Genomic DNA, 25,076 nt, shown 5'->3' on the forward strand with positions numbered 1-25,076 from the left:
CAGATTCGACCGCGGCTGCCTTGGCTCCCTCTCCCCGCTCTATCGCGGGGAGAGGGTTGGGGTGAGGGGCTTTCTCAGCGAATTATGACGGGTGCAATGTGCGGAAGCTCCCCCTCACCCGAAATTCGCGCGAAGCGCGAATTTCGACCTCTCCCCGCAAGCGGGGCGAGGTGACTTCGAGGCTACTCCCCCGCCTGCAGCTTGCGCGGGGCGGGGAACAGGTCGGACGTGCTGGGCTTGACGAAACGGGGGACCTCGATCGGGGTCTCGGACTTGCTGAAGTCGAGTTCCTCGATGCGGCCGGCGCGCTTCTCGATCTTGTCGGCGGAGATCAGGATCTGCCTGACGTCCTCGTTTACCTGGCCGAAATGGGTCTGCAGCTTGAGCACGCGATCGCGCAGGCGGCCGAGGTCGTCGCCGAGATGCATCACCTCGTTGCGGATCTGGTCGGCGGCATCGCGAATGCGGGCGTCCTTCAGGATCTGCTGCATCACCTGGATCGCCAGCATCAAGAGCGACGGCGACACCAGCACGACGCGGGCGCGATAGGCCTTCTGGATCACGTCGTCGAAGCCGTCATGGATCTCGGCATAGACCGATTCCGACGGCACGAACATCAGCGCGGTGTCCTGGGTCTCGCCCGGGATCAGGTACTTCTCCGCGATGTCGCTGACATGCTTCAGCACGTCGGCGCGCAGCCGCTGGCTGGCGAATTTTCGCTCCTCGTCGCTGCGCGCATCGTGCAGCGCGGTCATGGCCTCGAGCGGGAATTTCGCGTCGATGCAGAGCGGGCGCTGGTCGGGCAGAAACACCACGCAGTCCGGCCGCTTGCCCGACGTCAGCGTGTACTGGAACTCGAACGAGCCCTTCGGCATGCCGTCCTGGACGATCGCCTCCATCCGCGCCTGGCCGAAGGCGCCGCGCGATTGCTTGTTGGCGAGCACGTCGCGCAGCGTCGTCACCTGGGTGGTGAGTTCGTTGAGGTTCTTGTGCGCGTGGTCGATGATGCCGAGCCGCTCATGCAGCACGCGCAGCGAATCCATCGTGTTGCGGGTCGATTGCTCCATCGACTGGCCGACCCGGTGGGTCACCGAATCGAGCCGCTCGTTGACGGCCCGGGCCATCTCGGCCTGGCGGCCGGCCAGCGCCTGCGCCATAGTATCAACCTTGGCATCGACCCGCCCGGAGGATTCGCTCTGGGCCCGCAGCATGTCGGCGAGGCGCTCCTCCAGCTCTTCGGCGCGGATGGCCTGGGCCATTGCGAGTTCCGCGCCGCGCCGGCTGGCGCGTGCGATCACCACCGCAATGGCGAACAGCAGGATCAGCGCCAGCGCCCCAAGGCCGATCAATGCGTCGGAGACACGGACGGGAAGGTCGCCAATCGTGAGGAGAATCTCGTTCATGCCGGCAGTTGTAGCCGATTCGCGGCCAGGTGCGAACGAAGAGGGAACGCTTATGGTAAATGCATTCCTGATTTTCACGGTTAATGCGGGGTGAAGAAACGTGGTTAACGTTGTCCTAACGGGTTCCTGAGCGCATTGACCCCATGAAGTCAGCAGCTTAAATCGCCGCCATGGCATTAAGAGAAATCATCATCCTGCCGGACAAGCAGTTGCGGCTGGTGTCGAAACCGATCGAGAAGGTGACGCCGGAGATCCGCAAGCTGGCCGACGACATGCTCGAGACCATGTATGACGCGCCCGGCATTGGGCTCGCGGCGATCCAGGTCGCGCAGCCGCTGCGGCTGATCACCATGGACCTCGCCAAGCGCGACGAGAACGGCGAGACCACGGCGAAGCCGCGCGTCTTCATCAATCCGGAGATCATTGCGCGTTCGGAAGAACTGTCGGTGTACGAAGAGGGCTGCCTGTCGATCCCCGAATATTACGAGGAGGTCGAGCGGCCGGCGCGGGTGCGCGTGCGATTCACCGATCTCGACGGCACGGTGCATGAGGAGGATGCGGAAGGGCTCTACGCCACCTGCATCCAGCACGAAATCGATCATCTCAACGGCGTGCTGTTCGTGGATTATCTGTCGAAACTGAAGCGCGACCGCGTGTTCAAGAAATTCGAGAAGGCCGCCAAGCGCGCGGCGGAGTAGGCGCGGTCGCTTTCCCGGACGCGTCATGGCCGGGCTTGACCCGGCCATCCACGTCTTGCTTCGCTGTCGCCGAAAACGTGGATGCCCGGGGCTTCTTGTGCGAAGACGCGCTTCGCGCTTAAGCACTCCAACTGCTACCGAGCCTGTCTAATGCCTCTCCGCCTGATCTTCATGGGCACGCCCGATTTCGCGGTGCCGACGCTGCTGGAGCTCGTGGCCCATGGCCATGAGGTCGTGGCGGTCTACACCCGCGCGCCGAAGCCGGGCGGGCGACGCGGCCTGCAGCTGGAGCCGACGCCGGTCGAGCAGGAGGCGCGCCGCCTCGGCATTCCCGTGCTGACGCCGAAGACCCTCAAAACGCCGGAAGCACTCGAGGAGTTTCGCGCGCATGACGCAGACGCCGCCGTCGTCGTCGCCTATGGCATGATCCTGCCGCAGGCCATTCTCGACGCGCCGAAGCTCGGCTGCTTCAACCTGCATGCGTCGCTCTTGCCGCGCTGGCGCGGCGCCGCACCGATCAACCGCGCCATCATGGCGGGCGATGCCGAGAGCGGCGTGATGGTGATGAAGATGGATGTCGGCCTCGACACCGGCGACGTCGCGATGGCCGAGCGGTTGCCGATCACGGACAGCATGACGGCATCCGATCTGCACGACGCGCTGGCGCCGCTCGGTGCCGACCTGATGGTGCGCGCGATGGCGGCGCTCGGGCGCGGCGGCTTGCAACTGACGAAGCAGAGCGCGGACGGCGTCACCTATGCGGCCAAGATCGAGAAGGCCGAGGCGCGGATCGACTGGACACAGCCGGCGCATATGGTGCTGCGGCACATTCACGGGCTCTCGCCGTTTCCCGGCGCCTGGTGCGAGCTTGCCGGCGAAGGCGAGCCGGTGCGGCTGAAAATCCTGCGCTGCGAGCAGGCGAAAGGCTCGGGCGCACCGGGCGCTGTGCTCGACGACAATTTCGCGATCGCCTGCGGCGACGGCGCGATCCGGATCCTCGAACTGCAGCGCGCCGGCAAGGCGCCGATGAAGGCGGCGGACTTCTTGCGCGGCACGCCGCTGAAGCCGCCTGCGCGGCTCAGCTGATGCCGCGCTACAAGCTCACCATCGAGTATGACGGCACGCCGTTCTCCGGCTGGCAGATCCAGGACACCGCGCCGACCGTGCAGGGCGCGCTGGAGACGGCGGTCAAGGCGATCTGCGGCGAGGACGTGCGCGTCCATGGCGCCGGGCGTACCGATGCCGGCGTGCATGCGCGCGGCCAGGTCGCGCATTGCGACATCGCCAAGCATTTTCCGCCCGGCCGCTTCCGCGACGGGCTGAACGCGCATCTGCGGCCCAATCCGATCGGCGTGCTCGCAGCTGACATCGTGCCCGACGATTTCGAGGCGCGGTTCTCGGCGACCAGGCGGCACTATCTCTATCGCATCACCAACACCCGCGCGAACCTCGCGCTCGACATCGGCCGGGTCTGGCGCGTGCCGCGCGCGCTCGATGCTGACGCGATGCACGCCGCCGCGCAGCGCCTGCTCGGCAAGCACGATTTCACCACCTTCCGCGACACCGAGTGCCAGGCCAAGTCGCCGGAGAAGACGCTCGATCAGCTCGACGTCACCCGCGAGGGCGCCGCCGTCAACATCGTGACGTCGGCGCGCTCGTTCCTGCACAGCCAGGTGCGTTCGATGGTGGGCTCGCTGGTGTGGGTCGGCGAGGGTCGCTGGAGCGCCGACGATCTTGCCGGTGCGCTCGCCGCCCGCAACCGCGCCGCCTGCGGCCCCGTGGCGCCGCCGGACGGGCTCTATCTGATGCGGGTGGATTATTAGGCGGTGTGAATGATCTCGTAGGATGGGTAGAGCGAAGCGAAACCCATCACTTCGAATCCGCGGCGCCAATGATGGGTTTCGCTGCGCTCTACCCATCCTACGGATGTGAGCCTACCCGAAATACCACGCTGTATCTGGTGCGGGTGGATGGCTCGTAGCCCCAATCCCTACTGTGCATGGGGTTGTTTTCGCTGTTTAATCCAGCCGATCGGCTGGATTACGCAAAATACCTGTCCAACACGCCCCGATAGATCCGCGTCAGCTTCTCCAGATCAGCCACCGGCGTGCGCTCGTCGACCTGGTGCATGGTCTGACCGACCAGGCCGAACTCGATCACCGGGCAATAGCTCGAGATGAAGCGCGCGTCCGAGGTGCCGCCGGAGGTCGATAGCTCCGGCCTGCGGCCGGTGATCTCCTCGATCGCGGCGACCGCAAGGTCGGTGAACGGGCCGGGCTGGGTGACGAACACGTTCGAGTTCGACGGTTGCCAATCGATGTGGGCGCGGATCCGGTTGCCGCAGGCTTTCGCCAGCCGTTCGTCGACCAGCTGGCGCAGGCTCTCCTGGGTGTGGTTGTCGTTGTAGCGGATGTTGAACTTCGCGCGCGCCTGGCCGGGGATCACGTTGCTGGCGGTGTTGCCGACATCGACCGTGGTGAATTCGAGGTTGCTGGCCTGGAACTGCGCGCTGCCGTGATCGAGCGGCTCGTCGCTCAGCGCCACGATCAGCCGCGAGATATCAGGCACCGGATTGGAGGCGCGGTGCGGATAGGCGACGTGGCCCTGCACGCCGTCGACGACCAGCGTGCCGGATTGCGAGCCGCGCCGGCCGATCTTGATCATGTCGCCCAGCACTTCGACATTCGAGGGCTCGCCGAGCACGCAATGATCGAATGTCTCGCCGCGCTCGGCGCACCATTTCAACAGCTTGACGGTGCCGTTGATCGAGACGTCTTCCTCATCGCCGGTGATCAGGAAGGAGATCGAGCCGTTGTCATTCTCTTGTGGCTTGCCGTCATGGTCGCCGAGATATTGCAGCACAGCGGCGACGCTGCAGGCGATGCCGCCCTTCATGTCGACGGCGCCGCGGCCATAGAGATAACCGTCCTTCACCTCGCCGGAGAACGCGCCGAGCGTCCACGCCGCTTCATCGCCGGGCGGCACCACGTCGGTGTGGCCGGCGAAGGTGATATGCGGCGCCGAGGTGCCGATGCGCGCATAGAGGTTGTCGATATCGGCGGTGCCGGGCTCGGAGAAGGTCACGCGGTGGACTTCGAAGCCTGCGGCTTTCAGCAGGTTTTCGAGAACGCCAAGCGCGCCGGCGTCGGCCGGGGTGACGGAGGGGCAGCGAACGAGATCGCGGGTAATCGAGACGGCATCACTCATGCGCCTCGCTTAACACGTCACACGGCGGGTGGACCAGCTTTGTGCGGCACGATATCGAGCTCGCTCTGCTGATCCCAGCCGCGCGCGGAGCGCGACCCGCTGTCGCGGCCTTGCCGCACATGGGTTTTCCCAAGCGGATTGGGGCCATAGCGATTGGGGTAGCTGGTGCCGCGCAAAAAGGCGAGCTCGATGAAGCCCCAGACATAGAGCACGAAGACGATCAGGCCCGCGGCCATCACCCAATAGGATTCATCGGGGAGCCGATCCGAGAACTGGCTCATGAGACCCGGGATCGCGAAAAACGGCACCATCCACCAGCCGCTCTTGTCGCGGTCGTGCAGTCGCTTGATCGAGACAGCGACATAGACCCAAACGAACAAGAACGTTCCGCAGGCCTTGACCAGCAATGCCGGCAATCCGGCCCAGCTCAGCGATTTGTAGCTGTCGGGGTCGAAGGCCCGGAAGATGTCGTCGACATTGAAGCTGAACCCGTTCTTGCCGCCGAGGCCGGCCGAGACCGCCAGTAAAGCCAGGAACATCATCCAGCAGACGATGATCAGCCCCGCGAGCCAGAATTTGGCCCGGTTGACGCGGCCCTTGAAGCCGAACAGGTAATTGGCCCAGTCCATGAAAATAAGCTCCGGGCTGCGGCAATTCTTCGCAGCCCGGAGATATGTCGGCGTCGGATCGAAATTGGTTCGATCAGTCCAGACCCGTCGTCCTGAGGTGCGAGCCTTGCGGCGCAATTGCGCCGCTGGGCGAGCCTCGAAGGATGCACGGCCCCGCTGGTGGCCGTCGACCCTTCGAGACGCCTGCTTCGCAGGCTCCTCAGGGTGACGGTGATGGACTGATCTCGCGGCGAAAAAGCGATCAATCCCGCAGCAGCTCGTTGATGCTGGTCTTGGCGCGGGTGCGCTCGTCGACCCGCTTGACGATCACGGCGCAGGCGGTGGCAGGTCCCGGCTGGCCGTTCTTCAGCGGCTTGGCCGGCAGGGTGCCGGGCACCACGACGGCATATTCCGGGACCTCGCCGACGAAGATTTCGCCGGTCTCGCGGTCGACGATCTTGGTCGAGGCGCCGAGGAACACGCCCATCGACAGCACCGCGCCCTTGCGCACGATCACGCCCTCGGCGACCTCCGAGCGCGCGCCGATGAAGCAGTCGTCCTCGACGATCACGGGCTCGGCCTGCAGCGGCTCGAGCACGCCGCCGATGCCGACGCCGCCGGAGATGTGCACGCGCTTGCCGATCTGGGCGCAGGAGCCGACCGTCGACCAGGTGTCGATCATGGTGGCTTCATCGACATAGGCGCCGAGATTGACGAAGGAGGGCATCAGCACGACGTTGCGGGCGATGAAGGCCGAGCGGCGCACGATCGCGCCCGGCACGGCGCGGAAGCCGGCGTCGCGGAAACGGTTCTCGCCCCAGCCCTCGAACTTCGACGGCACCTTGTCCCACCACGATGCCTTGCCCGGGCCGCCCGCGATCTGACCCATGTCGTTGAGGCGGAACGACAGCAGCACGGCCTTCTTCAGCCACTGATTGACCTTCCACTTGCCGCTCGTCTCGCGCTCGGCGACGCGGGCCTCGCCCTTGTCGAGCAGCTCCAGCGCGTGGTCGACCGCCTCGCGGACCTCGCCCTTGGTCGAGGTCGAAATGCCTTCGCGGGCGTCGAACGCGGTGTTGACGGTGGTTTCGAGGGCGGACAGCGACATCGGGACAATCCTTGGCGTATCGGGGATTATGACGGGATTTTGCGGGGCTTTTTCGGAATTTGGGGCCGCGGAGTCAAGGCAAACTCCTCCGTCGCCGAGTGGTCTCTTTTCCGTCGTCCCGGCCAAGCGAAGCGCGAGCCGGGACCCATAACCACGAATGCCAGCGTTGCGGCACGCTGGGGCCACGGCGCGTAGCCACACAGAGATTGGTGGTTATGGGTCCGGCTTTCGCCGGGACGACGTGGGGAGAGGTCAGGGCTTTCCGTTCAGCCGCTGCAGGAAGCCGGTGAGATCGTCCGTGACATGATCGACATGGGCGGCGTCGCGGCCTTCGAGCTCCCAGGCCTCGCGCACCACCTCCTGGCTGCCGTCGGGCACGACCAGCACGGTGGCCATGCCGAGCTCATGCGGCACCACCAGGTTGCGCGCGAGGTCCTCGAACATCGCAGCCCTCGCCGGATCGACGTCGTGGAGCCTGAGGAACTTCTGGTAGGTCTGCGGCGCCGGCTTCGGCTCGAGATCGGCGGCGATGATGTCGAACACGCCGTCGAAATGGTTGCCGATGCCGAGCCGGCCCAGCACCGCATCGACATGGTCGACCGAGCCGTTGGTCAGGATCAGCTTGCGTCCCGGCAGCCTGGCGATCGCAGCCCCCATCGCCGGATTCGGCTGCAGCGGCGAGTGGTCGATCTTGTGCACATAAGCGAGATAGTCGTCGGCCTGCACGCCGTGCTCGGTCATCATACCGCGCATCGTGGTGCCGTAGCGCAGGTAATAGTCCTTCTGCAGCCGCCGTGCTTCCTCGGGAGAGATCTTCAGCCAGTTGCTGACGAACTCGCCGATCCGCGCATCGACCTGCTGCCACAGGTTGACGTGATGCGGGTACAGCGTGTTGTCGAGGTCGAACACCCAGGTCTCGACATGGCCGAAGCTGCGGGGAGTATTCATTGTGGCTCTCCACTTGTCAGCGTGAACGTCGTTCCGCCCTCCGCCGTCGTCCTGGCGAAAGCCAGGACCCATACCGCGGAATCTATCAATGTGGCACGGTGCTCGTCGTTCTTCGCCAAACGCAGTCTTGTGGTTGATGGTGTGGACGGCCCCCTACGGCATCAGTGTGCCAGAATGAGGTTGTCTAGATCTCATACAAGGGAGCCGTCCGTGAACCAGATTATCCGCATTGGGATTGATACGTCGAAGTATATTTTTGTGCTGCATGGGGTTGATGCGGCGGAGCAGGTGGTGCTGCGCAAGAAGCTGTCGCGCAAACAAGTGCTGGAGTTCTTCGCCAAATTGCCGCCGACTGTGATCGGGATGGAGGCCTGCGGGGCTTCGCAACATTGGGCGCGTCAGCTTTCCAAGCTCGGTCACGAGGTGAAGCTGATGGCACCGCAATTGGTCAAACCCTACGTGATGCGGAACAAGAATGACGGGCGGGATGCAGAAGGCCTGTGTGAAGCGATGAGCCGGCCGAGCATGCGCTTCGTGCCGGTGAAGACGGCCGAGCAGCAGGCCGCGCTGATGCTGATGGGTGTCCGCGACGGATTGATCGTCCGGCGCACCCAGCTGACCAATACGATACGCGGCCACGCGGCGGAGTATGGCCTGATCGCCCCCAAGGGACTGGACGCGATCGAACCCCTGCTGGTGCGGATTGCGCAGGACGAGACGCTTCCGGTTCTGGCGCGCGAGCTGTTTGTGGTGCTGGGCCGGGAGCGCGTCAGGCTCGAGGGTGAGTTGGAGGCGGTTGAGGCCAAGCTGATGGCCTGGCACCGCGCCGATGCCACGGGCCGGCGCTTGGCTCAGATCCCCTCGGTCGGTCCGATCGTTGCAACCGCGCTGGTGATGAAGACACCTGATCCGCGCACGTTCCGTTCTGGTCGTCATTTTGCGGCCTGGCTGGGATTGACACCCAAGGACCACTCCACCGCTGGCAAGACCAGGCTTGGCAAGATCACGCGGGCTGGCGATGAGAACTTGCGCCGTCTGCTGGTGGTCGGGGCCACAGCGGTGATCCAGCAGGCCAGGCGGGGACGCGGTCATCACTCGCGCTGGCTGCTGGCCCTGATCAAGCGCAAGCCGCCGAAGCTTGCGGCCGTGGCGCTCGCCAACAAAGTGGCCCGTATCGCCTGGAAGCTGATGGCAACGGGCGAGAGTTACGAGGCGGCACGGATGAATCCCATGACAGCCGCCGCCTAATCGATTAGCCGGCGGGCTCGCTCGCCGGCCGACCGGAGCTGCAAGAGCAGATGGAGCGATCGATCGAGCAACGATGCGAGACAGTCCGCAGGACCCATCGGCCGCCAACAGGCCGCGTGGTTGTTTGGAACTCGCATCGCGCAAACCATCTTGGCCAGCGATCCATTCGATCGCACCCAACAGGCCGGACATATGGATGCAAGCGATCCGATCTCACCAAACAGCTCTTGTGCCACGGGGGCCGTCCACATATGGGTCCTGGCTTTCGCCAGGACGACATCGATGTTTGCGGCCTCATTATCTTCATCACGGCATCGCAAAGCGCAGCGTCTTGCCGCCGCTGGTCATGTCGACGGTGGTGAAGCCGAGCGCGGCGAGGCCGCGGGTGCTGCAGTCGCCCTGTTCGTTGATCTCGAACTTGCTTTCGCGGGTGCAGAGCTGGACCCCGCCGCCCCAGTTCAGCGGCTTGTCCCTGATGCGGATGGCCCGGTTGTCGTTGTCGACCGCTTCGGCAAACGAATAGATCTGCTTCGGCGCGCCTGATACGTCGGGATGCAGGCACTTGCCGGGGTCGATGCGATACCAGCCGCGGCTGGTCACCACCTTGCCGTCGTCGGTTGCAACCGCGGCCATCACCTTGTGCGGCGTGTCATTGCACCAGGTCAGCCCCGATGGCGACGGCTTCTGCACGGCATCGATCATGGTGGCGAAGAAATTCGGCGACTGCACGATGTCGCTGGCGAGCCCGCGACTCCTGAGGAACGCCGACAGCGCACTCTGGGTCTTCGGCCCGTCGACGCCATCGATCGGCGCGGCATCGTAGCCCGCGATCACCAGCAGGCGCTGGATGCCGGCGAGGCGCGCCTGCTCGTCGTCATATTCGCTGTCTTCGGCGAGATAGGCGACCAGATGGCCGTCGTCGGTCTTCGTCGGCGTGATCTGGGTGAATTGCGCGGGCATCTGGCCGGAGCGGCATTGTCGCGCGGCGGCGATCACGAAATTGTCCTGCGCCACGCAGAGCGTGTCGGTGCCGTTCTGCGGGATCGGCGAAGCGCCATAGACGCCAAGCGCCCGCGCATTGAGCAGCACGCGGTCGGCGGTGAGCGCGCCCTGCACCACGACCCGGCAGGTCGCGGGATCGATGCGGAACCAGCCGCGTGTCGCGGTCGCGGCCTTGTCGTCGATGCCGATCGCGGCCTCGATCACATAGCTCATGCGGTTGCAGAGCTTGAGGTCGGCATGCGCCGGCGCCGACGAGAACAGGAACGACACCAGCGCGGCCGGCAGCGCCATCGCGAGCCGCGCCGGCAGCGACCGGCGAGGAATCCTCGCCGTGTGTCCCGCGTCTGCCATTACTTGTGGATCAGCGTGCCGGTGCCCTGGTTGGTGAAGAGCTCGAGCAGCACCGCGTGCTGCGTCTTGCCGTCGATGATCACGACGCCCTGCACGCCCTGTTCGAGCGCGTAAATGCAGGTCTCGACCTTCGGGATCATGCCGCCGGAAATCGTGCCGTCGGCGATCAGCTTGCGGGCTTCCTTGATCGACAGGTCCGGAATCAGCTTCTTGGACTTGTCGAGCACGCCCGGCACGTCCGTCAGCAGCAACAGGCGCTTGGCCTTGAGCGCGCCCGCGATCGCGCCGGCGAAGGTGTCGGCGTTGATGTTCAGGGTCTGGCCGTCCTGCGAGGTCGCCAGCGGCGCCAGCACCGGGATCAGCTCATAGCCGATCAGCTGATTGAGCAGCGTGAGGTCGACCTTTTCGGGGTCGCCGACGAAGCCGAGATCGATGGCCTTCTCGATGTTGGAATCCGGATCGACCATGGTGCGCGTCGTCTTCGACGCCTTCACCATGTTGCCGTCCTTGCCGGAGAGGCCCACGGCCTTGCCGCCCGCCTCGTTGATGTAGCCGACGATCTGCTTGTTGACCGAGCCCGCCAGTACCATCTCGACGATCTCGATGGTCGCGGCGTCGGTGATGCGCAGGCCCGCGGCGAATTCCGACTGGATGCCGAGGCGCTTCAGCATGGTCGCGATCTGCGGCCCACCGCCATGCACGACCACCGGATTGATCGCGGTCTGCTCGAGCAGCACGATGTCGCGCGCGAACGCCTTCGCGGTGTCCTCGGCGCCCATGGCATGGCCGCCATATTTAATGACGATGGTTTCCTCGTCATATTCCTGCATGTGCGGCAGCGCCTCGGACAGGATGCGGGCCTGATCGAGCGGGCTGATGTGCTGGTCGGTCATGGGGCTGGTCTCGTCGTCAGCGGAGGGGTGGCGCGGTTCTATCTGATTGGCGGGCAGGGCGCAAAGCGGTCTTGACCCTCTCCCCTTGTGGGAGAGGGTGGCTTCGATGCGACGGCATTGAAGCCGGGTGAGGCGTTTGTCTCCGCGGATAGAGACCCCTCATCCGGCGCGGATTGCATCCGCGCCACCTTCTCCCACAAGGGGAGAAGGAAGTATGGCGGTCATCACCGCTTCGGCCACACCGCCGCGACCGCCAGTACCAGCCAGCTCAGGATCAAGAGCGTTCCGCCGGTCGGCGCAGCCATCGGAAACAATCCATGGCCGGCATATTGGCGCAGCACGAGGTCGCCCGCGAACAATGACGCCGCGATGACGAAGCCGGCCGCCGCCACGACTGCGAGCTTCGCATGGATGATCGTGCGATCCGCGACCGCGATGGTCGCGACTACGGCGGGTGCATGGAACAGCAGCATCGAGGATGCCGCCGCCAGCCGCGTGGCGTCAGGCAGATGGGCTGCGGCCGCCGCCAGCATCACGCCGCAAGCGCCCATGATGGCGGCAAGGCCGATCAGGAAGCGGGATGCCCCGCTCATCGGCGCCGTTCCTCGATCAGGCGCACCATGGCGGCACGCAGCTCCGGCATGCCGTCGCCGGTGCGCGACGAGGTCACCAGCACTTCGGGGAAGGCGGCGGGATGTTTTGCGAGCGTTGCTGACGTGTCGGCGATGACGGTCTTGAGTTCGCCGGCCTTCACCTGATCGGCCTTGGTCAGCACGACCTGATAGCTCACCGCGGACTTGTCCAGCGTCTTCAGCACGTCGAGATCGACGTCCTTGATGCCGTGGCGCGCGTCGATCAGCACGTAGACCCGTGCCAGCGTCGCGCGCCCGAGCAGGAATTTGTGGATCAGCGCCGTCCACGACGCCACCTTGGTCTTCGGCGCCGAGGCGTAGCCGTAGCCGGGCATGTCGACCAGGCGGAAGGCGGCCTTCTCAGGCCCCTCGAAGAAGATCAGTTCCTGGGTGCGGCCGGGCGTGTGCGATGTTCGCGCCAGAGCGCTGCGGCCGGTCAGCGCGTTGATCAGGCTCGACTTGCCGACATTGGAGCGGCCGGCGAAGGCGACCTCGAGGCCGGCCATCGGCGGCAGCGTCTCGATCGAGGGCGAGGCCCAGATGAAGCGCCAGTCGCCGGCGAACAGCTTTCGGCCTTGCTCGATCAGCGCCGCATCGGGTTCGGTGCTCATGCGCGGCGCCCCACTCTCGTTCCGTCATTGCGAGGAGCGAAGCGACGAAGCAATCCATTTCTCCTCGTGTTGAGGCGTGGATTGCTTCGCTTCGCTCGCAATGACGGTGCTACCTAGGTCGTCTTCTTGGCGAACGTCGCCTTCAGATTGTCGAACAGCTCCACCTTCACGCCATTCTTGCGCATAATGAAGCTCTGCTGCAGCACCGACAGCAGGTTGTTCCAGGCCCAGTAGATCACGAGACCCGCCGGGAAGCCGGCCAGCATGAAGGTGAAGATCAGCGGCATCCAGTCGAAGATCATCTTCTGGGTCGGATCCGGCGGCGCCGGATTGAGCTTCATCTGGACCCACATCGTGATGCCCATGATGATCGGCCAGATACCCATCACCAGATAGGCGCCGAAATGCGGTCCGAGCAGCGCGATCGGATCGAACGGAATCAGGCCGAACAGCGTGAACAGATTGGTCGGATCAGGCGCCGAGAGGTCCTTGATCCAGCCGAAGAACGGCGCGTGCCGCATTTCGATGGTGATGAACAGCACCTTGTAGAGCGAGAAGAACACCGGGATCTGCAAGGCGACGGGAAGACAGCCCGCGATCGGGTTGATCTTCTCCTTCTTGTAGATCTCCATCATCTCCTGCTGCTGCTTCACGCGGTCATCAGGATAGCGTTCCTTCAGCGCCTGCAGCTGCGGCTGCACCGACTTCATCTTCGCCATCGAGGCGTAGGACTTGTTGGCGAGCGGGAAGAACAACAGCTTCACGATCACGGTCACCAAGAGGATCGCGATGCCGAAATTGCCGACCAGGCGATAGAACCAGTCGAGCGCCAGGAACATCGGCTTGGTGATGAAGTAGAAATGGCCCCAGTCGATCAGGAGATCGAAATGGTTGAGGCCGAGCTGCTTGTTGTAGCCGCCGAAGCCGACCAGCGGGAAGTTGAGGCCGACCGTGGCGGCCTCCTTCGCGCCGGCGAACAGCCGCCCGTTGGCAACGCCGGTGCCGCCGATCGGAATGGTCTGCGCGCCGAGCATGTAGTCGGTCTGGTAGCGCTTGTCGCCGGTGGTGAAGCGGGCGCTTTCGAGCGTTGCGGTGGTCTCCGGCAGCAGTGCCGTGGCCCAGTATTTGTCGGTGATGCCGAGCCAGCCGTCGGTGACCTTCGTGAACACGATGCCGCGCGAATTTCCGCCGGTCGAGGTCTTGGCCTCGTCGATGTTCTTGTAGCTGAATTCCTGCAGGCCGTGTTCGCCGAGATAGCCGATCGGGCCTTCATGCAGAATCGCGTAGCCGGAGACCGGCGGCTTGCCGCCGCGCGAGATCAGACCGAACGGATACAGCGTCACCGGCGCGCTGCCTTGATTGATGACCTCGTCCTTGATGCTGAAGAGGTAGCGATCGTCGATCGAGATGGTGCGGCGGAAGGTCAGGCCCTGGCCGTTCTCGTATTTCAGAATCACCGGGGTGCTCGGCGACAGGGTGTTCGATCCCTCCTGCTGCCAGACGGTTTCGGCGTTCGGCGTCTTCACCGATGAGCCGTTGGCGGTCAGCCACAGGAACTCGGCGTAATAAGGCTCGGCCGTGCCCGACGGGGAAAGCAGCACGACAGCCGGCGATTTGGGATCGACCGTCTCGCGGAACTGAACCAGCGCCAGGTCGTCGATCCGGGCGCCCTTCAGCGCGATGCTGCCGGTGACGCGCGGGGTCTCGATCTTGATGCGCGGGCCGGAGGCAAGCACCGTCTCGCGGCTCGCGACCGGAGCGTCAGCAGCAGGCGCGCCGGGAGCCGGAGAGGGAGTCGCCGAGGTACCCGGAGCGGTGCCGGGAGCAGCACCCGGAGTCGCCTGCGGCGCCGGCTTCTGCAACTCCGCCTGGCGCTGCGCCTCGCGCTGCTTCTCCATCTGCGGCACATTGTAGAAATATTGCCAGGCGATCAGGACGAGGCCGGACAGAATGACGGCAAGGATCGTGTTGCGGTTGTCGGACATCTCTTAGGGTCTCGTCATTCCATTCGGATTGGGCGCGCTCTTGTTACCCGCCTTGTTGGTACCCGTCTTGTTATTACCCGTGTTGGGCGCAGGCCGGTCGAGGCGGCGCAGCGCCGACCGCAGGTCGTCAAGCATGGTCGCAAAGTCGCGGGTCAGCGCGTCACGACGGCCCACTAGCACATAATCATGGTGCGGCCGCATGAATACGGCGTCGACCTGTCTCATCACTTCGCGAAGCCGGCGGCGGATGCGGTTGCGCTCGGTCGCGGTGCCGTTCTTCTTGGTGACGGTATAGCCGACGCGGATCGGGCCCTGATCGTCGCGGCGGCGGCCCTGCAGCACAAAAGCTGTGGTATTCGCCCGTGCGCCATTGGCAACGGCGAGGAAATCCGCCCGCTGCCTCAGCCGATCCATAATGGGTATCTCCGGAGAGGAGACGTCCGGGCTCAGGCGCTCAGGCGCTTGCGGCCACGCGCGCGGCGCGCAGCGAGGACCTTGCGGCCGCCGGCCGTGGCGAGACGGGCGCGGAAGCCGTGACGGCGCTTGCGCACCAGTTTGCTGGGTTGATAAGTCCGCTTCACGGGTAATTCTCCGCTGACCGGGCAATTTGCCGTTGTATTGAGATGGAGTCCGGTGATGCTGGCGGGCCCAAACGAGCCGTTGACGGCCCCAAAGAGCCGCCCCCGGGTCAAGAACCGGGCCATCGCGGACAGTTGGCGCGGCTTATAAGGGAGCGCCCTGTTTTCGTCAATGTCACAGGCCGTCGCAAAAAGGCTTCTTCGAAACGTCGCAATTGGGGCGAATATATCTGATTTCGCGGGGTATTTGACGGTATGGAGACGCTTTGGGGCGTTCGGGGAACCGCCCACATTAGCGATCCGTAATTTGACCGGCTTGGGGGCCGGGCCCCATCTTCCGACCCCTAAGCCAAACAAGGCCTTATCTTGTGGCTCTAACTGACGATCAGGCGACCGCGCAGAAGCAGCGGCCCAAGCCGTCCCCCCGGCTCGGGCTGTCGGGCAAGCTTTTGCTGCTGACGATTCCCCTGGTGATGATCGCCGGGCTCCTGATCTACGTCCCGGCCATCGCCAACTTCCGGATGAACCGGCTCAATGACCGCCTGGCCGCCGCCAATACCGCGGCGCTGGTGCTCGATGCCGCCCCGTCCGGCCTGGTGCCGGATTCGCTGGCGCGGCAGATCCTGACCAGCATCGGCGCCCGTGCCGTCGCCATCAAATTGGGACAGCAGCGCCGGCTGCTCGCCAGCGCCGATTTGCCGGCGGCGATCGACCATGACGTCGACATGCGGACCATGACGGTGTGGTCGGCGATCGTCGATGCCTTCGAGATCATGCTGGAGCATGGCGACCAGACCATCCGCGTGGTCGGACCCGCGCCGGGCCAGGCGCAATTCATCGAGGTCGTGATCGACGAGAAGCCGCTGCGGCAGGCGATGTACCGCTTCTCGCGCAACGTTTTGGTCGTTGCATTGTTGATCGCCGGCCTGACCGCCGGCCTGGTCTATCTGGCGCTGCATTATTTGTTCGTGCGCCCGATGCGGCGGCTGACCGCGAGCCTGGTCGGCTTCCACGAGAATCCGGAGAGTTCGGCGCGAATCATCGTGCCGAGCCAGCGCGGCGACGAGATCGGCGTTGCCGAGCGCGAGCTGTCGGACATGCAGCGCGACCTCGTCTCGATGCTGCATCAGAAGAGCCGGCTTGCGGCGCTCGGGCTCGCCGTCTCCAAGATCAACCATGATTTGCGCAATCTGCTGGCGTCCTCGCAATTGCTGTCGGACCAGCTCGCCAGCGTGCCCGACCCGCGGGTGCAACGCTTTGCGCCGAAATTGTTGCGCTCGCTGGAGCGCGCCATCGCCTTCTGCCAGTCGACACTGTCTTATGGCCGCGCGCAGGAGGCGGCGCCCGATCGCCGCGTCATCATGGTGGAGCCTGCGGTTGCCGAGGTGCGGGAGTCGGCCGGGCTCGCCACCGATGTCTCGATCACCTGGATCAGCGCGATTGAGCGCGGCCTGACCATCGACGCCGACCCGGACCAGCTGTTCCGCGTGCTGCTCAATCTGGTGCGCAACGCGGCGCAGGCGCTGGAAACCCGGCCCGCAGGTGACGGCGGCGCGCAGCAGATCCGCATCACCGGCCGCCGCGAGGGGACGGTTGCGATCATCGAGGTCTCCGACACCGGTCCGGGCGTCCCGACCAAGGCGCGCGAGCATTTGTTCGAGGCATTCCAGACCTCCGGTCGCCCCGGCGGCAGCGGGCTTGGCCTTGCCATTGCCGCCGAACTGATCCGGGCCCACGGCGGCCACATCCACCTGGTCGAGGGCACGATCGGCGCCACCTTCCGGATTTCGATCCCGGATCGTCCGGTGGAACTGCTGTCGGTCCGCAGCGAGCGGGCGAGGGCCTGAGGCCGTTCCGGTATTCCGGGGCGGCCAAAACTGCGGCCGAAATTGGCGTTTCCAGACCTTGCCAACCGGACCCGGAGCCTGTAGCTAGAGCGCTCTTTCGCGACGTTCCGGGGCTCCCGGAGCCATGCGGGCTCAAGCCCACCCGCGAAAATGCGCCCGTAGCTCAGCTGGATAGAGCATCAGACTACGAATCTGAGGGTCGGACGTTCGAATCGTTCCGGGCGCGCCATTTTACGACAGGGCACGGTACCACGCCCTTCCCGCGGTGGCGCCCGCGTCACGATTGATTCCGGCGTCGTGCGGCTCGCCAGGGCGTGAGCCGCGGAATCCAGCGCGGGACATTGGCCCGGAAATCCTCGTACTCCGTTCCGAACATACGAACGAGCGCCGGCTCCTCGTACCCCACGACAAACGCGTGGAAGGCGAGCCACACCAACACACCGTACCCAAGAAGGCGCTGGTCGCCGAACAAGACCGCTTGGCCCAGAATGACGGCGACAAGGGCAACGTAAATAGGATTGCGCACATAGCGATAGAGACCCGTCACCACGAGGTTCTGCGTCGGTGCGATCGGCGCCGGCGTGCCCAATCCTTGCAGCGCAAAGCGTGCAAACGAGTCGACAAGCCCGGGTAGACCGGCGACGATCAACAGGATCCCGACGGCGCGCGTCGCGTCGAGATCGAAGAAGGGCGGCCGAAATTCCCAACGCGTAATCCACCAGGGAACGAGCCCCGCCACCGAACTGGGCGCAACCGCAAAGAAGAGGACAGAGCCCAATACCGCGATCGTTTTCGGCATGGCACCTCCTTCCCGTCCTGTCACAAGGCGGCGGCAAAATTGAACCGTTGCATCATAGCGCCACGGCGAAACACGTAGTGCCCATCTTCATCGGCCACGGCGCGCCATTCACGCAAGTTCCCATTGGTTCGGACAGCTGATGCGTGCTCGTCTTCAGTAGAACATCCTCAGACACTTCTGGATCGATTGCCTTCCACTGCACTCACAGAATCCGTGGTCGCAGGTGGAGGGCGCTGTGGGTGTCATTGGCTTCCCTCCTCAATCCTCAAGAGCCCGGTAAACCGACGCGCGGCCAATCTTGAGCGCCTTCGCGATAGCGGACGGTGCCATGCCGTCAGCTTTGAGCGCCTTCACTTTGGCGGTGGCGATGGACGGTTCGCGGCCTTGGTAGACCCCGCGTGCCTTGGCCTCCGCGATACGCTCAAGCTGCCGCTCTCTGTGGAGGTTGGTCTCGAACTCGGTGAACACACCGAGCATGTCCAGGAAGCACTTGCCCGCTGCTGTGCTGGTGTCGATGGGTTGCTCTGTATAGCCCCTCAGGGATGCACCACGCGCCTTCACGGTGCGCACAATGTCCTGCGGGCGGGCGCGGGGTTCGCTTCAGCGGGCTATCGCCGCACCGGATCGGAGACCGGCCCGGAAAAATGCGCCCGCGCGGGCCAGAATCGGGCCGAAGACGAGGGCCGCCCCGTAAAAACCCTGCTTGCCCCCGCCGGAGCGTTGAGAAAAAATAAGCTTTTTTAGCTTATAGGCACAGAAATGTTTTTATTCTTATTGTCTGTCCTTTTGAACCGGCGAGTCATCCCTCATGCAGAGTGACATCGCAAACGCCGTATTTTATGCGGCCGTGTTTCTGGGCATCGTCTACACCAGTCGCATCCTGGAAAAAAGATGGCCGATTGCGGACGTTCCCTACGCCGAGTTTCGCGATGATTGGCTCGCGGTGATCGTGAGCCTCGGGTTGTCGTCCATGCTCGCTCCGATCGCGGCGATCACCGCGGGCAAAATTGCGAGCTATACCGGTCTCGGTTGGATCAAGCTGCCGACCGACGGTTACTGGTGGTACGTCTCACTCGCAATCATCGTGGTTGCATTCGATCTCTACAAGTACACGTACCATCGCCTTCAACATGCGATCCCCTTTCTGTGGGCGATGCACTCCTTCCATCACAGCGCGAACGGCGTCACGTTCATTACCGGCGGCCGGCATTTCTGGCTGGAGCGGGTGTTGTCCGACGCCTTTCTTCCGATCATGGCGATCCTGTTCCGCATCCCGCCGGACATGGTGATCGCGGTGGGATTTATCTTCTTCATGCCCGATGCGTGTGCCCATCTCAACGTCCGCATTCCGCTCGGTCGGTATGTGACATGGATCAACAATCCGCAATGGCACCGGATCCATCATTCGGTCCTTCCCGAGCACAGGGACAAAAACTTCGCTGCCTGCTTTCCGTTTCTCGACATTCTGTTCGGCACGGCCTGGATACCGAAGCCGGGCGAATATCCTGCAACGGGCCTCGTGCCGGCTGAGCGCGTGGACATCATCAACAGTGTGATCTGGCCAATCCGGCATCTTCGGCATTACTGGCATCGGGAGTCTCGGAATGAATTGGGTTAAGGGTCTTTTGGTGCTCCTCGCTCTGCTGCTGGGTTACGCCGACCTTGAGTCGACGAATGTGATCCTGAGTCTCGGATTGGGTGAGTTGAACCCGTTCATGCATCTGGCGCAGACGTGGTTCGGTGTCTGGTGGCTGGTGCCCAAGCTTGGCTTGACGTTCGTGGTCACGTGGCTGCTTTGGCGGAGCAACAACGTTTACAACATCGCTCTCGTCGTCGCGTTCTGCTCCACGCCTGTCCTGAACAATCTCGTCATCATCGCGGGCACGAACTGAATCAATCCCTTCGCCGGTTGCCGCAACCGGCGACGTCAGGAGGATCAGCGATGTCGGACAGGTTCGTTGTCGCCTGCATGGTCTGCTGTGCCCTGATCCTGGGTGCTCCGGGGGCGACCGTGCACGCGCAGACGCCGTCGAACTGCAAGGAGCCGCAGACCGGCACCAGCCGCGTCCCGATGCTGTCGCCGCCGCTGGCCAATGTGGTGACGGGCACGGGTCGGCTGCAATTCTACTCGGCGCCCAATCTGCACTGTCCGATCCGCGGCGTGTTCGTCATTCCGAATGACGCGCTGATCGCGTATGCGCAAACCAGGGATGGCTGGTCGTCGGTGATGTACCTCAATCCGGGGACGGGCAACGACGTCTCGGGTTGGGTGAGGTCGGCGAGGCTGAAGGTGACCGGAACCGTCGGACCGAAGTAGCACGCCATCAGGATCGCGGCAGGCGGCTTCCCGCACCGCACCTGACGCTTCAACCAAAATCGCATCGCGCTTCAGGGCGTCAATGGATCGCCGCGTACATGATCTTCTCCTCGGTGGCTTCGAGCGCGGAGAATTCCTCCACCACCTTGCCCTGGCGCGAGACCAGGATGCGGTCGGATAGCGCCATGATCTCGGGCAGATAGGACGAGATCACCACCACCGCCTTGCCTTCGTCGGCGAGCTGGTTGATCAGCTCGTGGATCTCGACGATGGCGCCGACGTCGACACCACGGGTCGGTTCGTCGAAGATGATCAGCTCGGGCTCCTGCACCAGCGATTTGGCGATCACCACCTTCTGCTGGTTGCCGCCTGACAGCTCGACCACCTTGGCCTCGTCGCCGATGGCGCGAACCTTCAAACGCTGGGTCCAGGTCTTGCCGACCGAATTGGTCTCGCGCCGCGACAACATCATGCGGCCCCCGGGAAACTTCGAAAGCAGGCCGAGATAGATGTTGCGGGCGATCGAGGCGGTTTCGAAGAAGCCCTCGACCTTGCGATCCTCGGTCACATAGGCGATGCCGGCCTTGACCGCCGGCGCCGGAACCCGGTAGCGCACCGGCTTGTCGTGCAGCATGATTTCGCCGCCGTGGAAGAAGTCGCGCTTCAACACGCCGGAGACGATCTTGAAGGTCTCGGTGCGGCCCGCGCCGACCAGGCCGAACACGCCGGTGATCTGCCCGGCGAACACCGACAGCGAATTGTTCTTCACCATCGGCGCCATCTTGAGGTTCTGCACCGTGAGCACGCGCGCGCCGGCCGGCCGGACGCTGGTCTTCCGCGCGCCATACAGCGTGTTGGAGAGGTCGCGCCCGACCATCGCCTGCACGATCGCCGCCCGGTCGAATTTCGCCGCGTCGTCGGTGATGACATGCTTGCCGTCGCGCAGCACGGTGATGCGGTCGGCGAGCAGTAGCGCCTCTTCCAGCGCGTGCGAGATGAAGATGATCGAGACGCCGCGCTTCTTGAGGTCACGGACCAGGTCGAAGAAGTATTTCTTCTCTTCCGGCGTCAGCGACGCGGTCGGCTCGTCGAAGATGATGACCTTGGCCTTGTGCAGAACCGCACGCGCGATCTCCACCATCTGCTTCTTGGCGGCGCCGAGCCCGCTCACGGTGGCGGTCGGCGTCACGTCGAAATTCAGCGATTGCAGGAACTGCTGGGCGGCGATGTAGATGCCGCGCAGCCGGTTGTAGAATTTCTCCTGCCCGAGGAACAGGTTTTGCGCGACCGTCATGGTCGGCACCAGGCTGTTCTCCTGGAACACCATGGCGATGCCGAGATTGCGCGCCTCCAGAGGCGTCCGCGGCGCGACCTCCGCGCCATCGACACTCATGCCGCCCGAGGTCAATGTCACGACGCCGGCCATCACCTTGGTCAGCGTCGACTTGCCGGCGCCGTTCTCGCCGACCAGCGCGTGAATCTCGCCGCGGCGCAGATCGAAATCGACGCCCTCGATGGCGGGCACGCCGGCGTAGAGCTTGGTGGCCTTGCGCAGGGACAACACGGTGTCGCTCATGAGCCTGTCTCCTCGGCGAGCCCGGCGAGGGGCAGTTTCAGCACGCGGCTCGGTCCCTTGGCGATCAGCACAAGATCGCCGCCCAGCTCGAGCGCGGCGACGACGCCGTGATTGACGCCGTCGACCCGGCTGTGCAGCGAATACAGCGGCTTGCCGTCCTCGCTCAGCCGGATGACGAGGCCATAGGAGCGCGGCGGCGCCCACGGCTTGATGACGCCCATCGTCTTGATGTGGGCGCCCTGCATCGGTTCCTTGAACGAGAACCCCGAGCGCAGCCGCGGCGTCACCCAATAGGCCGGGTCGATCTCGGCCATCATGCGGCGCCGGTAGGCCGGCTCGCGCAGCACGAACTCGATCAGCTGGGTGCGTGCGGTGAATGCGGTGAGCCAATAGCCGCCGCCCGCGGCCTTCGACAGCCGCGACGGATAGACGGGTAAATGGCCGAGCACGACCTGCAGCGGCCGTCCGTTCGAGACGAGGACGAGGCGATGCCGCCAGCTCTCGCTGACCAGCACGCCGTCGCCGCGTGCGCAGGCGCCGAAGGCGTAGCCGAGCTTCGAGGCCAGCGGCTGCGCCGATTTGGTCTTGGGGTCGAGCCGGAACACGCGGCCGCTCCGGTTGAGCTCCATCAGGTCGCGCGCCCAATCATCGATGCCGCAGGTCGCCGAGCCGTCGGTTGCGATCAGGGTGCCGTCGCCGGCCTGCGTCAGCGCGTTGATCGCGTTGAAGGCGGCGTCGTTGAACGTCACGCTCGGCTCGCCCGACGAGGGATCGGCGTAGAGCCGCACCTCGCGGCCGCCGAGCGCGACCGCGATGCCGCCGCCGGTGAGCGCGCAGAGCGCCGAAATCGGCTGCTCGAAGCTGCGCAGCTCGGCCGCGCCGCCGCCGTCGAGGCGCAGCAGGCGCCGGCCGTCGGCGACATAGAGGTTGCGGCCGTCGGTTGCGAGATCCTCTAGCGCCTCGCATTCCAGCAAGGTCGTCGCCGCCTCCAGTTTTTGATTCGGCTTGAGCGCGCCGTCGAACGACGGCACGGTGATGGTGGCCTCGCCACGGCCGAGAAAGCGGTTGGCGAATTCCCTGACGGCCGCGATCACGACAGCTTCCCCCAGCGCTTGTCATACTGCACGAAGTTCGGGTCGGCGTTCTCCAGCTTGTAGCGGCCGATCCGGTTGTTCATGATGCCGCCGAGATAGAGATAACCGCGATGCTCACGCATCGAGGTGATCATCGGATGGTTCTCGCCGCGCAGGTCCCAGAACGATTCGAGGATCTTGCCCTGCTCGTTGAACTTGACGACGCAGCCGGTGTTGATGTTCGGGAACAACCATTCATCGACCGGGACGCGCTTGGCCATGCGGCGGCGGAAGCCCGGCATCTTCCAGGCAAGGTCGAGCGAGGGACTGCGCATGCCGACCAGCGCCAGCCAGTAATTGCCGTCGGAGGCGAGATTGATGTTGTCGGGGTAACCCGGCAGATTGTCCATCACCACCTCGACCTGACCCTTCTTCGGCCCCGCGAACCACAGCCGCTTGATCGAGCAGCCGAAGGTCTCGGCAAACAGGATCGACTGGCCGTCGCTGGCGACGCAGATGCCGTTGGGGAATTTGAGGCCGCGCAGCGCCGTATGCGTGGCGCCGGTCTTGGTGTCGTAGCAGATGATGCGGCCGTTGCCGCGCGCCTCGAGGCCGTCGATCGGCCATTCGTCCATCTCGTAGCGCACGGTGGCTTCCGAGAAGAAGATCAGGCCGTCGTCGGTGATGTCGAGGTCGTCGGCCAGCCGCAGGCGGCTGTCGTCGTTCACCGAATGCATGCTGCGGTTGGTCTCGTCGGTCGCCTTCTCCACGGTGCCGTCGGGCGTGATGCGGTAAAGGCCCATGCCGCCGATGCAGACATAGAGATTGTCCTGCCGGTCGAACGCCATGCCGAGCGGCTGACCGCCGATATGGGCGAACACCTCCATCCGCTGATAATCGGGCGCATGGAAGCGGATGATGTCGCCGTGGCGCGAGCCGGCGTAGAGATTGTTGTTGCGATCGAGGATCACGTCCTCCGGCGCCTCGATGCGGCCGAGGCCGATCAGTTCGACGTCGCGCAGCTTGTCGTTCTGCTCGAACGGGCCGCCCTGGCCGATCTCGGTGGCCGGCGGCGGCGGCAGCGCATGATAGGTCGGCGCGACATAGACCTTGCTGATGATGCGGGTGCGGTTCTTCTGCCAGCGGATGTCGACCATCGCCGCAACCAGCAGGATGCCCGCCAGCGCCATGCGGTTGATGCCGCCACGCGCATTGAGCGTGGTCAGGCCGTTGGTGATCAAGAGCACGATCAGCACGCCGACCAGCGATTTTGCGACCGAGCCCTTGCCGCCGCCGAGCGTGATGCCGCCCAGCACGGTCGCGGTCAGCACGATCACCTCGAGGCCGACGCCGATATCGCCGCCGACGGTGCCGAGCCGGGCCGCGAAGAACAGCGCGGCGATGCTGGTCAGCACGCCGCTTGCGACATAGCAGAGCGCGATGGTGCGGCGGACCGGAATGCCGGAGTTGTAGGCGGAACGGCGCGAGCCGCCGATCGCGGTGATGTGCCAGCCCGGGCGCAGCCGTGTCATGAAGATATGGCCGAAGATCGCGATCGCGATGTAGACCAAGGCGACGCTTGGAATGCCGAACACGTCGCCACCGCCGATGAAATTCCAGGACGGGATGTCGGGGAAGGCCGCGGCGATCGAATTGGAATAGCGCTGGATCAAGAGATCGAACGCCGAGCGGTAGATGATCAGGGTGATCAGCGTGGTGATGAAGGCGCGTAGCCGCAAGTAGCCGATCAGGACGCCGTTGACGGCGCCGAGCAGTGCACCGCAGGCGAGGGTGGCGACCACTACCGCGGGAACCGGCCAGTTCAGCACGTCGAGCAGATAGAGCGCGCAGAAATCCGTCAGCGCGAAGATCGAGCCGACCGACAGATCGATGCCGCCGACAATGACGACCAGCGCCATGCCGAGGCCGATGAAGCCGATCTCGCCGGCCTGCCGCGCGGTGTCGGCAAGGCTCGACGGCGACAGGAAGTGATCGATGGAACGGCTGAGCGCGAAGCCGACGATCAAAAGCAGGATCACCGGTATTGCGGTCTCGGTCCAACGCTTGGACAGGATCTCGCCGAGGAGATGATCCGGCCAGTAGCGGTAACGCAGGCTCGTCAGGGTGTCGCGCATCGGCATTCCAGCAAGGCGTTCGATTTGGGAAGATCGACGTCCCGGGCGGGGCCGCCC

At 64.6% G+C, this 25,076-nt stretch carries 24 protein-coding genes, 1 tRNA gene and 1 pseudogene; 9 read left to right on the forward strand and 17 right to left on the reverse strand.

The window, feature by feature from the left end:
• Window positions 1-182: 182 nt before the first annotated feature.
• A complete protein-coding gene (locus tag J2R78_RS19575) occupies window positions 183-1,403 on the reverse strand; it encodes a DNA recombination protein RmuC (RefSeq protein WP_225649462.1) in 1,221 nt (406 codons plus the stop codon).
• 170 nt (window positions 1,404-1,573) lie between these two features.
• On the opposite strand from J2R78_RS19575, the gene def reads away from it, so the two are divergent.
• The 3 genes from def (at window position 1,574) to truA (ending at window position 3,924) form a co-directional block, all read left to right on the forward strand.
• Complete coding sequence (gene def, locus J2R78_RS19580) at window positions 1,574-2,101, forward strand: peptide deformylase (protein WP_038385628.1); 528 nt, start codon at window positions 1,574-1,576, stop codon at window positions 2,099-2,101.
• A 150-nt stretch (window positions 2,102-2,251) separates the two neighbouring features.
• Window positions 2,252-3,187 carry a methionyl-tRNA formyltransferase gene (fmt, locus tag J2R78_RS19585; protein WP_253606256.1) on the forward strand — a complete coding sequence of 312 codons (936 nt, stop codon included), beginning with the start codon at window positions 2,252-2,254 and terminating at the stop codon, window positions 3,185-3,187.
• Window positions 3,187-3,924, forward strand: a complete 738-nt coding sequence (truA, locus tag J2R78_RS19590) for a tRNA pseudouridine(38-40) synthase TruA (protein ID WP_253606257.1) — start codon at window positions 3,187-3,189, stop codon at window positions 3,922-3,924. The genes fmt and truA overlap by 1 nt, the downstream gene beginning before the upstream one ends.
• Before the next feature lie 217 nt (window positions 3,925-4,141).
• Here truA and dapE read toward each other — a convergent pair whose 3' ends face one another.
• From dapE to J2R78_RS19610, 4 genes are all read right to left on the reverse strand, one after another.
• Entirely contained in the window at window positions 4,142-5,308 is a 1,167-nt protein-coding gene (gene dapE / locus J2R78_RS19595) for a succinyl-diaminopimelate desuccinylase (protein WP_253606259.1), read from the reverse strand.
• 17 nt (window positions 5,309-5,325) lie between these two features.
• On the reverse strand, window positions 5,326-5,937 hold the full coding sequence (locus J2R78_RS19600; protein WP_253606261.1) for a DUF805 domain-containing protein: 612 nt from the start codon (window positions 5,935-5,937) through the stop codon (window positions 5,326-5,328).
• 241 nt (window positions 5,938-6,178) lie between these two features.
• Complete coding sequence (gene dapD, locus J2R78_RS19605) at window positions 6,179-7,024, reverse strand: 2,3,4,5-tetrahydropyridine-2,6-dicarboxylate N-succinyltransferase (RefSeq protein WP_028335932.1); 846 nt, start codon at window positions 7,022-7,024, stop codon at window positions 6,179-6,181.
• 252 nt (window positions 7,025-7,276) lie between these two features.
• Complete coding sequence (locus J2R78_RS19610; RefSeq protein ID WP_253606262.1) at window positions 7,277-7,972, reverse strand: pyrimidine 5'-nucleotidase; 696 nt, start codon at window positions 7,970-7,972, stop codon at window positions 7,277-7,279.
• 210 nt (window positions 7,973-8,182) lie between these two features.
• Between J2R78_RS19610 and J2R78_RS19615 the strand changes: the two genes are divergently transcribed.
• Window positions 8,183-9,220, forward strand: coding sequence for an IS110 family transposase (locus tag J2R78_RS19615; protein ID WP_253605065.1), 1,038 nt, complete (start codon window positions 8,183-8,185; stop codon window positions 9,218-9,220).
• 306 nt (window positions 9,221-9,526) lie between these two features.
• Here the strand turns inward: J2R78_RS19615 and J2R78_RS19620 are convergent, their stop codons facing one another.
• The 7 genes from J2R78_RS19620 to rpmH form a co-directional block, all read right to left on the reverse strand.
• Window positions 9,527-10,513 (reverse strand): DUF1036 domain-containing protein, encoded by a 987-nt coding sequence (locus tag J2R78_RS19620; protein ID WP_253609864.1) that lies wholly within the window; start codon window positions 10,511-10,513, stop codon window positions 9,527-9,529.
• A gap of 59 nt (window positions 10,514-10,572) precedes the next feature.
• Window positions 10,573-11,466 carry an acetylglutamate kinase gene (gene argB, locus J2R78_RS19625; protein WP_016848093.1) on the reverse strand — a complete coding sequence of 298 codons (894 nt, stop codon included), beginning with the start codon at window positions 11,464-11,466 and terminating at the stop codon, window positions 10,573-10,575.
• Window positions 11,467-11,690: 224 nt separating this feature from the next.
• A complete protein-coding gene (locus tag J2R78_RS19630; protein ID WP_253606264.1) occupies window positions 11,691-12,059 on the reverse strand; it encodes a DUF423 domain-containing protein in 369 nt (122 codons plus the stop codon).
• Window positions 12,056-12,709: a ribosome biogenesis GTP-binding protein YihA/YsxC gene (gene yihA / locus J2R78_RS19635; RefSeq protein WP_253606271.1), complete on the reverse strand. Its 654-nt coding sequence runs from the start codon at window positions 12,707-12,709 to the stop codon at window positions 12,056-12,058. The genes J2R78_RS19630 and yihA overlap by 4 nt, the downstream gene beginning before the upstream one ends.
• A 113-nt stretch (window positions 12,710-12,822) precedes the next feature.
• The gene (yidC, locus tag J2R78_RS19640) at window positions 12,823-14,694 is read right to left on the reverse strand and encodes a membrane protein insertase YidC (RefSeq protein WP_253606273.1); all 1,872 of its coding nucleotides are present in this window, start codon (window positions 14,692-14,694) and stop codon (window positions 12,823-12,825) included.
• Between the two features lie 3 nt (window positions 14,695-14,697).
• The gene (gene rnpA / locus J2R78_RS19645; RefSeq protein ID WP_057018968.1) at window positions 14,698-15,108 is read right to left on the reverse strand and encodes a ribonuclease P protein component; all 411 of its coding nucleotides are present in this window, start codon (window positions 15,106-15,108) and stop codon (window positions 14,698-14,700) included.
• Window positions 15,109-15,140: 32 nt separating this feature from the next.
• Window positions 15,141-15,275 (reverse strand): 50S ribosomal protein L34, encoded by a 135-nt coding sequence (gene rpmH / locus J2R78_RS19650; RefSeq protein ID WP_008542748.1) that lies wholly within the window; start codon window positions 15,273-15,275, stop codon window positions 15,141-15,143.
• A 365-nt stretch (window positions 15,276-15,640) separates the two neighbouring features.
• Here rpmH and J2R78_RS19655 point away from each other — a divergent pair, with 365 nt between their 5' ends.
• Window positions 15,641-17,119, forward strand: a complete 1,479-nt coding sequence (locus J2R78_RS19655; RefSeq protein ID WP_057018967.1) for a sensor histidine kinase — start codon at window positions 15,641-15,643, stop codon at window positions 17,117-17,119.
• A 152-nt stretch (window positions 17,120-17,271) separates the two neighbouring features.
• A tRNA-Arg gene (locus J2R78_RS19660) sits at window positions 17,272-17,348 on the forward strand.
• A 48-nt stretch (window positions 17,349-17,396) separates the two neighbouring features.
• Here the strand turns inward: J2R78_RS19660 and J2R78_RS19665 are convergent.
• Complete coding sequence (locus tag J2R78_RS19665) at window positions 17,397-17,918, reverse strand: isoprenylcysteine carboxylmethyltransferase family protein (protein ID WP_253606275.1); 522 nt, start codon at window positions 17,916-17,918, stop codon at window positions 17,397-17,399.
• A 258-nt stretch (window positions 17,919-18,176) separates the two neighbouring features.
• Window positions 18,177-18,497, reverse strand: a pseudogene (locus J2R78_RS19670) (recombinase family protein); the annotation flags it as partial.
• A gap of 229 nt (window positions 18,498-18,726) precedes the next feature.
• Here J2R78_RS19670 and J2R78_RS19675 point away from each other — a divergent pair.
• Genes J2R78_RS19675 through J2R78_RS19685 form a run of 3 tightly spaced genes read left to right on the forward strand, consistent with a single transcriptional unit; the run spans window position 18,727 to window position 20,235 of the window.
• Window positions 18,727-19,536, forward strand: a complete 810-nt coding sequence (locus J2R78_RS19675; RefSeq protein WP_225161513.1) for a sterol desaturase family protein — start codon at window positions 18,727-18,729, stop codon at window positions 19,534-19,536.
• Entirely contained in the window at window positions 19,523-19,810 is a 288-nt protein-coding gene (locus J2R78_RS19680; protein ID WP_225161514.1) for a DUF5658 family protein, read from the forward strand. The genes J2R78_RS19675 and J2R78_RS19680 overlap by 14 nt, the downstream gene beginning before the upstream one ends.
• A 50-nt stretch (window positions 19,811-19,860) precedes the next feature.
• A complete protein-coding gene (locus tag J2R78_RS19685; protein WP_057018949.1) occupies window positions 19,861-20,235 on the forward strand; it encodes a hypothetical protein in 375 nt (124 codons plus the stop codon).
• 79 nt (window positions 20,236-20,314) lie between these two features.
• On the opposite strand, the gene J2R78_RS19690 is transcribed toward J2R78_RS19685, so the two are convergent.
• Genes J2R78_RS19690 through J2R78_RS19700 form a run of 3 tightly spaced genes read right to left on the reverse strand, consistent with a single transcriptional unit; the run spans window position 20,315 to window position 25,025 of the window.
• Window positions 20,315-21,811, reverse strand: a complete 1,497-nt coding sequence (locus tag J2R78_RS19690; RefSeq protein WP_212054233.1) for a sugar ABC transporter ATP-binding protein — start codon at window positions 21,809-21,811, stop codon at window positions 20,315-20,317.
• Window positions 21,808-22,905 carry a hypothetical protein gene (locus J2R78_RS19695; protein ID WP_253606277.1) on the reverse strand — a complete coding sequence of 366 codons (1,098 nt, stop codon included), beginning with the start codon at window positions 22,903-22,905 and terminating at the stop codon, window positions 21,808-21,810. The genes J2R78_RS19690 and J2R78_RS19695 overlap by 4 nt, the downstream gene beginning before the upstream one ends.
• A complete protein-coding gene (locus J2R78_RS19700; protein WP_253606279.1) occupies window positions 22,902-25,025 on the reverse strand; it encodes an SMP-30/gluconolactonase/LRE family protein in 2,124 nt (707 codons plus the stop codon). The genes J2R78_RS19695 and J2R78_RS19700 overlap by 4 nt, the downstream gene beginning before the upstream one ends.
• Between the last annotated feature and the right edge of the window lie 51 nt (window positions 25,026-25,076).

Origin of the sequence: Bradyrhizobium sp. USDA 4538 (genome assembly GCF_024171045.1) — a bacterium.
In the GTDB taxonomy this organism is placed as follows: Bacteria; Pseudomonadota; Alphaproteobacteria; order Rhizobiales; family Xanthobacteraceae; genus Bradyrhizobium; species Bradyrhizobium australafricanum.